Source organism: Thermus thalpophilus, assembly GCF_022760915.1.
Taxonomy (GTDB): Bacteria; Deinococcota; Deinococci; order Deinococcales; family Thermaceae; genus Thermus; species Thermus thalpophilus.
Genome location: NZ_JAKTNS010000029.1, coordinates 20,809 through 33,279 on the forward strand (window position 1 = coordinate 20,809; position 12,471 = coordinate 33,279).

Consider the following 12,471-nt stretch of genomic DNA (forward strand, 5'->3'; position numbering starts at 1 on the left):
CGGGCCCATGAAGGTAGCCGAGCTCATGACCCCAAGCCCGGATACCATTGGGCCCGAGGCCACCCTCGAGGAGGCCGCTCGGCGCATCCTGGAAAAGCGCTACGGGAGCCTGCCGGTGGCGGACCGGGAAGGGCATCTTCTGGGGCTTCTCCAGGTGGAAGAACTCTTACCCCGGCCTGAGAACATCCCCTTCTCGGATGTGGAGGCCCTCCAGCTCTTCGGGGAATGGGTGGACGAGAGCCTGTTGCAGGAAATCTACCGCCGCTACCAGAAAACCCCGGTGAAGGCGGTGATGCGAACGGATATCCCCCGGGTTCGCCCGGAGGACCCGGCGGGGAGGGCCTTGGAGGTCCTCCTCACCACAGAGGTGCGCCATCTGCCGGTGGTAGACCGGGAGAACAAGGTGGTGGGCATCCTCACCCGTAGCGACTTCCTGAAGCTTTTCCTGAGGAGGGGCTGATGCACGGGGCAGGCCACCTTCTAGAGGTCTTCTACCTCCTCCTGGCCGCCCAGGTCATGGCCTTCCTCTTCCGCCGCCTCAACCAGCCGGTGGTCATCGGGGAGGTCCTGGCGGGCGTCCTGGTGGGGCCTTCCCTCCTCGGCCTGGTGCACGAGGGGGAGATCCTGGAGTTTTTGGCCGAGCTTGGGGCCATCTTCCTCCTCTTCATGGTGGGTCTGGAAACGCGGCTAAGGGACATCCTGGCCGTGGGCAAGGAGGCGTTTTTGGTGGCGGTCTTAGGGGTGGCCTTCCCCTTCGTGGGGGGATACTTTTATGGCCTCCAGATCGGCTTCGCCACCCTTCCTTCCCTCTTCTTGGGCACGGCCTTGGTGGCCACCAGCGTGGGCATCACCGCCCGGGTCCTCCAGGAGCTCGGGGTCCTTTCCCGCCCCTACGCCCGCATCATCCTGGGGGCGGCGGTGATTGACGACGTGCTGGGCCTCATCGTCCTGGCGGTGGTGAACGGGGTGGCCAAGACCGGGCAGGTGGAAACGGGGGCCATCCTCACGCTCATCCTCCTCTCCGTCCTCTTCGTGGGGGCCGCGGTCCTCCTCTCCACCCTCTTCACCCGGCTCCCCCTGGAGCGCCTGCCGGTGGGAAGCCCCCTGGGCTTCGCCCTGGCCCTGGGCGTGGGCATGGCCGCCTTGGCCACCAGCATTGGCCTCGCCCCCATCGTGGGGGCTTTCCTCGGGGGGATGCTCCTTTCGGAGATACGGGAGAAGTACCGCCTGGAAGAGCCCGTCTTCGCCATAGAAAGCTTCCTCGCCCCCATCTTCTTCGCCATGGTGGGGGTGCGGCTGGAGCTTTCCGCCCTCTTCTCCCCCGCCGTCTTGGTGGCGGGGAGCGTGGTGACCCTCATCGCCATCCTGGGCAAGGTCCTGGGGGGGTTCCTGGGCGCCCTTACCCAAGGGGTGCGGAGCGCCCTCACCGTGGGGGTGGGGATGGCCCCCCGGGGCGAGGTGGGGCTCATCGTGGCCGCCTTGGGCCTGGCGGCGGGGGCGGTGAACGAGGAGGAGTACGCCATCGTGCTCTTCATGGTGGTCTTCACCACCCTCTTCGCCCCCTTCGCCCTGAAGCCCTTCATCGCCTGGACGGAGCGGGGGCTCCCCCGGGCTAAGGAATAGCCCGGTAGGCGGCGTAGGCGGAAAGGACCTTCCCCAGGTACTCCCGGGGCTCGTCCCGCTCCTGGAAGCGGAAGAAGGCGAAGAAGCTCCCCTCCCGGGCAAGGCCCCGGGCGGTGTAGCCGATGCCCCCATTGTAGGCGGTGATGGCGCAGGCAAGTTGTTCCACGCCCCCCAAACCCAAGGCCTCGCACCGCTCCAGAAGCCAGCGCAGGTAGCGGGCGGCGTAGCGGATGGCGCTTTCCGGGTCCAAGGGGTCCGCCGGGGCTTCCCCCAGCATTCGGGCCACGTCGGCCCAGGTGCCCCGCAGGAACTGGGCCAGGCCCAGGGCCCCGGTGGGGCTCACCGCCTGGGGATCAAAGCGGCTTTCCACGTGCAGGAGGGCGAAGAGGAGGTTGGGGTCTAGCCCCTCCTTTAGGGCGTACGCCTCCACCCAGGCCCGGTAGGCCCGGGGGTAAGCAAGGGTGGTGGGCCAGGCGGCACGGATGCCCTCCCGGTACAGGCCCAAGCGGTAGAAGAAGGGGACGAGGTGGGGCCAGGCCTCAGGCCGCTGCCAGAGGAGGTAGCGCGCCTCGCCCCGGGCGAAGTCCTCCTCCCCCGCCTCCAGGAGGGCTTCCACCCGAGCCGCCTCCGGCAAAGGGGGCGAAGGGGGTGGGAGAGGAGGGGGCTTTGGGGCCTTGCCCGCCAGGAGGGCCAAGCCCCCTTCCAGGAGGCCCCAGGCCGCCTCCCTGGCTTCGGCGTCCCCCAGGGCCTCCGCCAGGACCAGGGCCCGCAAGGCGGCGTCGTCGGCGTAGGGGCTTGGGGTGCGGGCGAGTTCCAGGTAAAGGGGAAGGGCTTCCCCCCCGCGCCCGAGGCGTTCCAGGAGGGCCGTGGCCCGCCAAAGCCCCTCGGGGGTGCTCCCTCGGTAGAAGGCCAAGGCCTCCTCCACCCGGCCCAGCTCCTCCAGAACCCTCCCTTGGGCGTAGCGGGCCTCCGGGTGGGGGTAGCGGGCGAAGGCGGCCAAGGCTTCCTCCCTCCGCCCCAGACGCCAAAGGGCGTAGCCCAGGCCCAAAAACCCCCGGGGGTCGGCCTCGGCCCAGGCTTGGTAGTGGGGAAGGGCCTCCCGGTAGCGGCCTAGGCGAAAGAGGGCCTGGGCCCTGAGTTCGGGCCGCACCCCCGGGGGAAGGACCTGAAGGAGCGCCTCGTAGGCCCGGCCGCGGAACAAGGACTCCCAAAGCCTCTCTCCCGCCCCAAGCCTAAGGAGGGCCGCCACCGCCTCCTCCTCGGGCAGAAGCCGCTCCCAAGCGGAGAAGGCCCGGGGGTCCCTCGCCGCTTCCAAAAGGGGTGCCGCCACCCGCCAAGCCGCCTGGGCCTCCCAGCCCGGCCCAAAGGCCCTGGCCCCCTCCAAGAAGAGGGCATAGCGCCAGGCGTACTCCGCCCGCTCCGCCAAGGGCACCTCCTCCCGCTCCACCAGGCGCCAGCCGGCGAGCATCCGGGCGTACCCTTCCCCTGCCAGCGCCACCTGGCGAAGCTCCGCCACGCTCCCCCGCCGCAAGAAGGCGTAGTCGGGGGGAAGCTCCTGGGCCCGGCAGGCGGAAAGGAGAAGGAGCAAAGGGAGCCAGCGCACACCCCCACCCTACCCCGCCCCCCTGAGAGGCGGAAAAGAGGCAATCCTTCCCCCAAGGGAAGTCCCCTGGCGCCGGGCGGGGGGTTGGGCGTAGCCTGGTATGGCTTATGGGCCAGTTGCCGGGTTATCCCGAAGGGCGTATTCCCCCCCATAGCCTCGAGGCCGAGCAAAGCGTCCTCGGGGCCATCCTCCTGGACTCGGACGTCCTGGACGAACTGGAAGGCCTCCTCCCCTCCCCGGAGGCCTTCTATGCCGAGGCCCACCGCAGGATCTACGCCGCCATGCAGGCCCTGCGGAGCCAGGGCAAGCCCGTGGACCTGGTGACGTTGGCGGAGGAGCTCTCCCGCCGCAACGAGCTCGAGGGCGTGGGGGGGCTAAGCTACCTGGTGCAGCTTTCCGAGGCCACCCCCACCGCCGCCTACGCCGAGCACTACGCCCGCATCGTGGCGGAGAAGTGGACCCTGCGCAAGCTCATCCAAGCGGCGGGGGAGGCCATGCGCCTAGCCTACGAGGAGGCGGGCAGCCTGGACGAGATCCTGGACACCGCCGGGAAAAAAATCCTGGAGGTGGCCCTGACCCAGACGGACACCGAGGCCCGGGCCATGCGGGAACTCGTCCACGAAACCTTTGAGCACATTGAGGCCCTGTTCCAGAACAAGGGCGAGGTGGCCGGGGTGCGCACGGGCTTCAAGGAGCTAGACCAGCTCATCGGCACCCTGTCCCCGGGTTCCCTCAACATCATCGCCGCCCGCCCCGCCATGGGCAAGACCGCCTTCGCCCTCACCATCGCCCAGCACGCCGCCTTGAAGGAGGGGGTGGGGGTGGGGATCTACTCCTTGGAGATGCCCGCGGCCCAGCTCACCCTGCGCATGATGTGCTCCGAGGCCCGCATTGACATGAACCGGGTGCGCCTGGGGCAACTTTCGGACCGGGACTTCTCCCGCCTGGTGGACGTGGCGGGCCGCCTCTCCGAGGCCCCCATCTACATTGACGACACCCCCGACCTCACCCTGATGGAGCTCCGGGCCCGGGCCCGGCGGCTCAAGAACCAGCACGGGGTGGGGCTCCTCATCATTGACTACCTGCAGCTCATGTCCGGACCCGGGGGCGGCAGACAGGGGGAAAACCGCCAGCAGGAGATCGCCGCCATCTCCCGCGGCCTCAAGGCCCTGGCCCGGGAGCTCAACGTGCCCGTGATCGCCTTAAGCCAGCTCTCCCGGGCGGTGGAGGCCAGGCCCAACAAGCGCCCCATGCTCTCCGACCTTCGAGAGTCGGGCTCCATTGAGCAGGACGCCGACTTGGTGATGTTCATCTACCGGGACGAGTACTACAACCCCCACTCGGAGAAAGCGGGGGTGGCGGAGATCATCGTGGGCAAGCAGCGCAACGGCCCCACGGGCACCGTGGAGCTCCAGTTCCACGCCCAGCACGTGCGCTTCAACGACCTCGCCAAGGAGCCTTAGGAAAGCAGGGCCGCCGCCCCTTGGGACAAGGCTTCCTTGAGATCCCGGTAACCCAGGGAAAGCCCCAGGGAGAGGGCCTCGAGGTAGCTTTCCTCAATCAGCCCGATCTCTATAGCGATGATCTTCTCAAAGGCCTCCACCGCCGCAAAGACCTCGGGGCCCCTAAGGGCGGTGCGCAGGTGCTCCAGGGAAAGCTCCTGCACGATGCCCATGGCGGGGATCATGGCCCTGGGCCCGATGCCGAGCCGAGCGTGCACCAGGCCGATGCGCCTGCGCCGCTCAGCGTAGGCCCGGTCGTAGGTGCCGGAGAAGAGGTCGCCGTACCAACGGGCGAAGGTGCCGTAAAGCCTTTCCACCCTCCCCGGCACGGCGTGGAGGATCTCCGAAAGCTCCGGGTCCCGCCCCAGGTAATCGTAAAAGGCCAGGGCCACCTCGGGGGCAAGAGGGATCATCACCTGGCCCAGCTCGGCCAGCATCCGGGCATGGGCTTCGGTGAAGGCAGTGCGGCGCTTTAAGAGGTCCAAGAGCTCCCCAGGGCGCACGGGACAAATGTACCACCTCACCCGGAAAAAGAGAACCCCCAGCCCCGGGGATCCATGACCTGGGCTACTCCGTGCTCACCCCCTGCTCCACCTGCTGGCTCACCGGCTCCACCATGCGGAAGTGCTCCGCCGGGTTTTCCAGAAGCTTGGCCAACCGCTTCGCCTTCTCCTCCCGCTTGGCCTCCTGAAGCACGGCGATGTAGGCGGAAAGGAGCTCCCGCACGTCCTCCACCCCGCGGGCGTCCAGGGGCTTCACCGCCACCTTGGCCCCCTTGGCCAGGCGGCGCTTCATGGCCTCCTCGGTGAGGCCCATCTCCGGCCAGTGGCGGAGGTAAACCCTTCCCCCGGTCATCCCCGAGCAGATCCAAGGCCCCGGATCCCCCAGGACGAGGGCCCGGCCCCGGGTCATGTACTCAAAGGCGAAGCCCTTGGCCTGGGCCCGGGCCGCCAGGTTGCCCAAATCGTCCCGCAAGGGCCGCTCGGGCTCCCCGCCCAAAATCACGTCCGCCCCGGAAAGCCGGATGCAGAAGCGGCTATCCGCCACCCCCTCCACGATGAGGAGGCCGCCGATGGCCCCGTAGGCGAAGCTCTTGCCCACGGAGCCGTCCACGTAGGCCCCGTACGGGTTCCGGCCCTTGAGCACGGCCACGGTGCCGCCGAAGGCGCTCTTGGCCACCCCGTCCTGGGCCCCGCCTTCCACCACCACCTTCATCCCCTCCACGTTGAAGGCGGCAAGGCCGTTCCCGGCGATGCTCCCCGCGTCAAAGCGGAGCTCCACCTCCGCGTCAAAGCCCTTGCCGTAGAGGCGCCGCCTGGCGATCTCCCCGGCGAGGTGGGCCCCAAGCGCCCGGTCGGTGGAGTCCACGGGGCCTTCCTGGAAGACGAGGCGCTTGCTGCCCTCGGCGTAGGCGGCCATGACCACCTCGGTGATGGTGCGGGTGAGCTGGTTTAGGGGCTTCCTGAGGACGTGGGCGGAGGTGTCCTTAAGCCACTCGGGCTCTTCCACGGGGGCGAAGAAGTAGCTGAGGTCTAGCTCCTCCAGGTGGTCCCTCTGGTAGAGGAGGTCCGAGCGGCCGCGAAGCTCCTGCAAGGAGCGGGCCCCCAGGGCGGCCACGAGTTCCCTCAAGGCCTCCCCCATGGCCCCGAAGAAGCGGGTGAGCTGTTCCACCGCCCGGTCCAGGTCCTGGGGGACGAAGCGCTTAAGCCCGTGGGCCATGGCCTCCTCCACCGTCTCAATCTGGGTGGTGATGCCCACGTGGCAGGTGTCCAGCTGGCAACCGCGGCAGATGGTGCAGCCGATGGCCACCATGGCCATGGTGGCCATGCCCACCCGGTCGGCCCCCAGGAGGACCATGCGCAGCACGTCGTAGGCGGTCTTGAGGCCCCCGTCTGCCCAGATCTCCACCTTGTCCCTAAGCCCCGCCCGCACCAGGGCGCGGTGGACCCGGCGCACGCCGAGCTCCACGGGAAGCCCCGCGTACTTCAGGGCGTGGAGCCTGGCCGCCCCCGTCCCCCCCTCAAACCCGGAGAGGGTGATGACGTCCGCCCCCGCCTTGGCGATGCCCACGGCGATGGTGCCGATGCCCGGGATCACGGGCACCTTCACCGAGACCAGGGCCTTGGGGTTCACCGTTTTCAGCTCCTCAATGAGCTGGGCCAGGTCCTCAATGGAGTAGAGGTCGTGGTTGTTGGAGGGGCTGATGAGGTCCACCCCGGGGACGGCGTTCCGGGCGGCCGCCACCTTGGGGGAGACCTTTTTCCCGGGGAGGTGCCCCCCTTCGCCGGGCTTCGCCCCCTGGCCGATCTTGATCTCGATGACGCTCGCCGAGTTCAGCATGTAGGCGTGGACCCCGAAGCGGCCCGAGGCCACCTGCTGACCCCGCCAGGGGGTGTACTTGCCCAGCATGTCGGGGATCTCCCCGCCCTCCCCGTTGATGCAGAGCATGTTGAGGCGCTTGGCGGCTTCGGCGTAGGCGCGGAAGGAGGCCTCCCCCTGGGAGCCGAAGCTCATGGCGCTGATGAGGAAGGGCAGGGAGTGGGCCCCCACGGAGAGGTCCACCTCCTCCGGGGCCACGTCGCTCCTTTCGGGGAAGCGCACCTCCAATAGCTGCCTGGCCGCCACGGGGTTTTCCCGCTCTAAGGCGCGCACTTTCTCCTGGAAGTGGGCGTAGGGGGCCTTCCCCGAGGCCACCTCCTGGGCCGCCTTGTAGATCCTGGGGTTGAAGCGGAAGTCCTTGGCGGGCATGACCTTTTCCGCCCGGAGGAACCCCTCCCGCTCCAAGAGGGTCCGCTCCAGCTCCAAAAAGCCGTACCCCGCCTTCTCCGAGCCCAGGAAGTTGCGGGTGCCGAAGTACTCGGCGAGCTCGGGCTTGAGGCCGATGGCGCTGAAGATCCGGCCGTAGCCCCTTAGCTCGTGGATCCCCATGGTGGAGATGACCTTCTCCAGCCCCTTCTTCAGGGCCTCGAGGACCCCGGCGAGCCCCTTCCTCCCCTCCAGGGCCCGGGCCTTCTCCTCCATGAGCCAGGGGGCCACGGCCTCGGCGCCGAGGCCCAGGAGGAAGGCCACGTCGTGGAGGTTCCGCACGCCCCCGGAGTGGACGAGGAGCGAGGTGCGCCGCCTCAAGGCCACCCCCTCGGCGTCCTGCTTCATGAGGGCCCGGTTCACCGCGGCCACGGCGAGGCCCACGTCAATCCACACGCCTCCCTGGAAGGCCTCCCGGTCGGAGAGGATGAGGACCTCGGCCCCTTCCTCCACGGCCTTCACCGCTTCCTCCTCCAGGCGCTTGAGCCCGGCCAAAAGCCCCTCCTCCACGGTGAACTGGGGGACGAGGGTCTTGGTCTTGAAGCGGGCCCGCACCTCCTCGAGGGTCAGGGTGCCGAAGGCCTCCGCCAGGGCCTGGTCCTCCTCCAGGACGATGGGGAGGAGGAGTTCCTCCACCCTTCCCCCGCCCCGGCCGTCGGGCAGGGGGCGGCGGCCCAGGAGGGTGCGGGTGGAGAAGTGCTCCACCTCCCGCTCCCGGTCAATGGCGGGGTTGGTCACCACCGCCACCGTCTCCTTGAAGAACTCGGAGAGGTTGGGCTTTTCCGGGTTGAGGGCGGCGAGGGGCCCGTCGTAGCCCAGGGAGCCGATGGGCTCGTTCCCCGTCTTGGCCAGGGCCTCGAGGTAGGCCCCGTCCCAGCGGTCCCAACCGAAGGCGCGTTCCAGACCTAAGGGGGGCGGGGCGGGCTTCTCCTCCACCTCCACCCCGCTTCCCCCGGCCACGGGGGGCGGGGCCTGGCGGATGGGCCCCCCGAGGTGGACCCGGTAGCCCTGCACCGGGGTGCGGGCCAGGGTCCTCTCCAAAACCTGGCGCTGGTGGCGGTCAAAGGGCAGGACCCTTGGGCCTTCGGGCGTGAGGCGCAGGTAGACCTTCTCCCCCGGGGCCAGGGGCTTGGGCTCGGTGACGAACTCCTCGGCGTTGAAGACGCCCCGCTCGGAAGAAAAGACGATCTCGTAGGGGGTTTCAAACTGCCAAAGAGGCCTCAGGCCCATGGCGTCCGTGGCGAAGACCGCCTCGTCCCGGTGGCGGCTCACGATGGCGGCAGGCCCTTGGGCCAGGGGACCAAAGCGCTGCCTTAGGGCCAGGTAAAGGTCCTGGAGCTCCTCGGGCAGGGCCTTCACCTCCCCCAAAACCGGGGGGAAGACCAGGTCCATGGCCTCGGGCAAGGAGAGGCCGTAGCGGTAGATGAGCCCCTCCAGCATGCGGTTTAGGTCCTGGGAGTCCGAGCCCCCGGTGCGGGGGATGCCCAGATGGTCCATCTCCCGCCTTAGGCGCTCAATGGTGTTGATTTCGCCGTTGTGGCCCAAAAGCCCAAAGGGCTGGACCTGCTCAAAGGTGGAAAGGGTGTTGGTGGAGTAGCGGTTGTGCCCCAAGGCGATGGTGCTCTTGAACTCGGGGCGGGAAAGCTCCGGGTAGTAGCGTTTTAAAAGCTCCGCCGCCCCCCGCACCTTGTAGACCACGCTGTGGGTGGAAAGGGAAACCACGTGCACGGGGAAGAGGGCCTCGAGGCGAAGCCCAAGCTCCCAAAGGGGCCCATCCCCGTCCGGACTAAGCCCCGCCACCTGGAGGAAGATGGGCTCGGTGCGCCGCCCCACGGGGCCCAAGACCCCGCTCACCACCTCCCCCCGGCGGAAGTGGACGGGCCGCACGCCCAGCCGTTGCCCCTCCCGCTTGAGGAGGGTGAAGAACTCCTCCACCCGGGCCTCTTCCCCCTTGGGGAGGAAGAAGTGGCCCACGAAGAAGCGTGGGTTGAAGGCCAGCTCGGGCTCGAGCCCCGCCTCTTCCAAAAAGCGGGCCCAAAGCTCCCGGGGGATGTCGGTCTGGATTCCCGTGCCGTCCCCTTCTCCCCGGATGGCCCCCGCTCGGTGGGCCATGCGGTAGAGGCTCTCCAGGGTCCGCCGCACGATGCGGTGGGAGGGCTTGCCGCTCTTCTCCGCCATGGCGATGATGCCACAGGCGTCCTGGCCTAGGGGGATATCCGGGTAGGCTTCCTTCCAGGTCATCTTCGGCTCCTTCGTTGGGCTAGGGGGACTGGTGTAGGCAAAGATATGCGCGTCGTTCCCCGGATTATACACGCCCCCGGGGAGAGGGTCAAGGACCTCGGGAAAAGGGGCACTAAACCCCCGGCACCCGGTGGAAGGCGTTGAGGAAAAGGGGAAGCTCCTTCTGGCGCGCCTCCTGCTCCCGGAGGGCTTCCTCAAAGGCCACGGGGTCCATGAGGAGGGCGGGCAGGCGGAGCCAGCCCAGGTAGTACGCCCCCGCCTGCCCCGGGTAGCGGAGCCTCCTTCGCTCCTCGGGGTAAAGCAGGGCCTCAAAGGCCACTGGGCTTTCCAGGTAGGGGGCATCCCCAAGCCAGCGCAAGGCTTCCTTGAGGCGCAAGGGGTTGCTCCAGAAGCCGTAGCGGAGCCTCTGGTCCAGGTGCTCCAAGGCCATAAGCCTTCCCGAGGCGGCGAGCTCCAGGCGCTTCAAGCGGAGCCGGGCGTACTGGGCGAGGCTAAGCACCTCCCGGGAAAGGCCCCGGGCGATGAGGAGCCTCGAGGCCACCACGTAGTCCTGGTACTCCCGGTAGGGGTCCATGGCCCAAGGATGCCACGCCGGGCGGGGTAGGATGGTGCCATGGACCGCGAGGCCTGGGTCATGCGGGCGGTGGAGGCGCTCCGCTTCGCCACCTTCAAGGACATCCAGCGCTACCTGGACGAAGAAGGCGAGCCCTTCTCCAAGAAAGAGCTTGAGGACACGCTCAAAGCCCTGGTGGCTAAAGGGCTTCTAGAGGAAAAGGAAGGCGCCTACCGCCTGGCCCGCAAAGGGAGTGGCGCCGAGGCGCTCCGGAAGCTCTTCGGCGACTAGCGGGAGTAGTTGGGGGCCTCCTTCACCACCACCACGTCGTGGGGGTGGCTTTCAATGAGCCCGGCCATGGTCATGCGCACGAAGCGGGCTTTCTTGCGGAAGGTTTCTATGTCCGGGGCGCCCACGTAGCCCATGGCGCTCCTCAGGCCCCCCACGATCTGGTAAAGCACGTCCGCCACCGGCCCCTTGTAGGGCACCATGCCCTCAATCCCTTCGGGAACGAGCTTTTTTGCCTCCGTCTCAGAGCCCTTGCCGGGGTCTTGGAAGTAGCGGTCGGCGGACCCTTGGCGCATGGCCCCCAAGGAGCCCATCCCCCGGTAGAGCTTGTAGCGCCGCCCGTCCTTGAGCACCTCCTCCCCCGGGGCCTCGTCCGTGCCCGCCAGCATGCTTCCCAGCATCACCGTGTGGGCCCCGGCGGCGATGGCCTTGGCCACGTCCCCCGTGTACTTGATGCCGCCGTCGGCGATGATGGGGACGTCCAGGCCCTCCACCCCGGCCACCGCCTCGAGGATGGCGGAGATCTGCGGCACCCCCACCCCCGTCACCACCCGGGTGGTGCAGATGGAACCGGGCCCAATCCCCACCTTCACCGCGTCCGCCCCCCGCTCCGCCAGGGCCCTCGCCCCTTCCCGGGTGGCCACGTTCCCGGCGATGACCTCCACCTTGTCGCCGAAGGTCTCCTTGAGGTAAGCCAGGGCCTCGAGGATCCCCTTGGAGTGCCCGTGGGCCGAGTCCAGGACCAAGACGTCCACCCCCGCCTCCACCAGGGCCTGGGCCCTTTCCGGCAGGTCCTTGCTCGCCCCCACCGCCGCCCCCACCAGAAGCCGGCCCAAGGCGTCCTTGGCGGCGTTCGGGTACTGCTTGCGCTTCACGATGTCTTTCAGGGTAAGAAGCCCCCTAAGCCTCCCCGACTCGTCCACCAGGGGAAGCTTTTCCACCTTGTGCTTGCGCAGGATCTCCTCCGCCTCCTCCAAGGTGGTGCCGGGGGGAGCGGTGATGAGGCGCTCTATAGGGGTCATGACCTCGGTGACGGGGCGCTTCAGGTCCCGTTCAAAGCGGAGGTCGCGGTTGGTCACGAGGCCCAGAAGCTTGCCGTAGAGGTCCACCACGGGAAGCCCCCCGATGCGGTACTCCCGCATGAGGCGCTCGGCGTCCTCCAGGGTGGCGGTGGGGGGCAGGGTCACGGGATCTTGGATCATCCCCGCCTCGGAGCGCTTCACCTTGCGCACCATGGCCGCCTGGGCCTCTATGGGGAGGTTCTTGTGGATGACCCCAAGCCCCCCCTCCCGGGCCATGGCGATGGCCATCTCCGCCTCCGTCACCGTGTCCATGGCGGCGGAGAGGATGGGGATGTTAAGCGCAAGCCGCTTGGTGAGCCGGGTCTTGACGGAAACCTCCTTGGGCAGGACCTCGGAGTAGTCCGGCAGGAGGAGGACGTCGTCAAAGGTGAGCCCCTCGTAGAGGATCTTCCCCCCGTACATGTTCTTAAGGGTATACCCTGGGATAGCCCCCGGTCCAGGGCAAAAAGATGCCCCTTTCTCTCATAAAGTTGGCAACGAGAACCCCCCACCCACGCCCCCAGGCCGCCAGGAAGGTCCTTACAAAAGCGCTTTCCCCCCTCCAAAGGAGGGGGGAAGCTTCGCATCCTTGGTGGGCGGCGTAGGACTTGAACCTACGACCTCTCGCGTGTGAGGCGAGCGCTCTTCCACTGAGCTAGCCGCCCTCAGCCTTTTGAAGGGTAGCACGGGCCGGGGAAGCCTGTCAAGCAAATGTAATCGGTCAAGACATTTGAGACTCCGGGGGAACCGACTCCTGGGGTAGCATACCCAGGAACTCCAAGGGGGCCAAGCCCC

General features: G+C 68.2%; 9 protein-coding genes and 1 tRNA gene. 4 read left to right on the plus strand and 6 right to left on the minus strand.

Features of this window, described 5'->3' with window-relative positions; all coding sequences use genetic code 11:
• Window positions 1-7 precede the first annotated feature (7 nt).
• Window positions 8-460, plus strand: coding sequence for a CBS domain-containing protein (locus L0D17_RS10055; protein ID WP_243094979.1), 453 nt, complete (start codon window positions 8-10; stop codon window positions 458-460).
• Window positions 460-1,623 (plus strand): cation:proton antiporter, encoded by a 1,164-nt coding sequence (locus L0D17_RS10060; protein WP_243094980.1) that lies wholly within the window; start codon window positions 460-462, stop codon window positions 1,621-1,623. Before L0D17_RS10055 ends, L0D17_RS10060 begins: the two co-directional genes overlap by 1 nt.
• On the opposite strand, the gene L0D17_RS10065 is transcribed toward L0D17_RS10060, so the two are convergent.
• Complete coding sequence (locus tag L0D17_RS10065) at window positions 1,613-3,226, minus strand: transglycosylase SLT domain-containing protein (RefSeq protein WP_243094981.1); 1,614 nt, start codon at window positions 3,224-3,226, stop codon at window positions 1,613-1,615. The two genes, L0D17_RS10060 and L0D17_RS10065, sit on opposite strands and share 11 nt — an antisense overlap.
• Before the next feature lie 107 nt (window positions 3,227-3,333).
• On the opposite strand from L0D17_RS10065, the gene dnaB reads away from it, so the two are divergent.
• Window positions 3,334-4,689: a replicative DNA helicase gene (gene dnaB / locus L0D17_RS10070; protein WP_243094982.1), complete on the plus strand. Its 1,356-nt coding sequence runs from the start codon at window positions 3,334-3,336 to the stop codon at window positions 4,687-4,689.
• On the opposite strand, the gene L0D17_RS10075 is transcribed toward dnaB, so the two are convergent.
• The 3 genes from L0D17_RS10075 to L0D17_RS10085 all read right to left on the minus strand — a co-directional run bounded on the left by L0D17_RS10075 (window position 4,686) and on the right by L0D17_RS10085 (window position 10,348).
• Window positions 4,686-5,231, minus strand: a complete 546-nt coding sequence (locus L0D17_RS10075; protein ID WP_126205242.1) for a protoglobin domain-containing protein — start codon at window positions 5,229-5,231, stop codon at window positions 4,686-4,688. The two genes, dnaB and L0D17_RS10075, sit on opposite strands and share 4 nt — an antisense overlap.
• A gap of 64 nt (window positions 5,232-5,295) precedes the next feature.
• On the minus strand, window positions 5,296-9,774 hold the full coding sequence (locus tag L0D17_RS10080; RefSeq protein WP_243094983.1) for a glutamate synthase-related protein: 4,479 nt from the start codon (window positions 9,772-9,774) through the stop codon (window positions 5,296-5,298).
• 112 nt (window positions 9,775-9,886) lie between these two features.
• Entirely contained in the window at window positions 9,887-10,348 is a 462-nt protein-coding gene (locus L0D17_RS10085; RefSeq protein WP_243094984.1) for a hypothetical protein, read from the minus strand.
• A 39-nt stretch (window positions 10,349-10,387) separates the two neighbouring features.
• Here L0D17_RS10085 and L0D17_RS10090 point away from each other — a divergent pair, with 39 nt between their 5' ends.
• A complete protein-coding gene (locus L0D17_RS10090; RefSeq protein WP_243094985.1) occupies window positions 10,388-10,618 on the plus strand; it encodes a BlaI/MecI/CopY family transcriptional regulator in 231 nt (76 codons plus the stop codon).
• On the opposite strand, the gene guaB is transcribed toward L0D17_RS10090, so the two are convergent.
• The gene (guaB, locus tag L0D17_RS10095; RefSeq protein WP_243094986.1) at window positions 10,615-12,099 is read right to left on the minus strand and encodes an IMP dehydrogenase; all 1,485 of its coding nucleotides are present in this window, start codon (window positions 12,097-12,099) and stop codon (window positions 10,615-10,617) included. The two genes, L0D17_RS10090 and guaB, sit on opposite strands and share 4 nt — an antisense overlap.
• A gap of 167 nt (window positions 12,100-12,266) precedes the next feature.
• A tRNA-Val gene (locus L0D17_RS10100) sits at window positions 12,267-12,341 on the minus strand.
• Window positions 12,342-12,471: the final 130 nt, after the last annotated feature.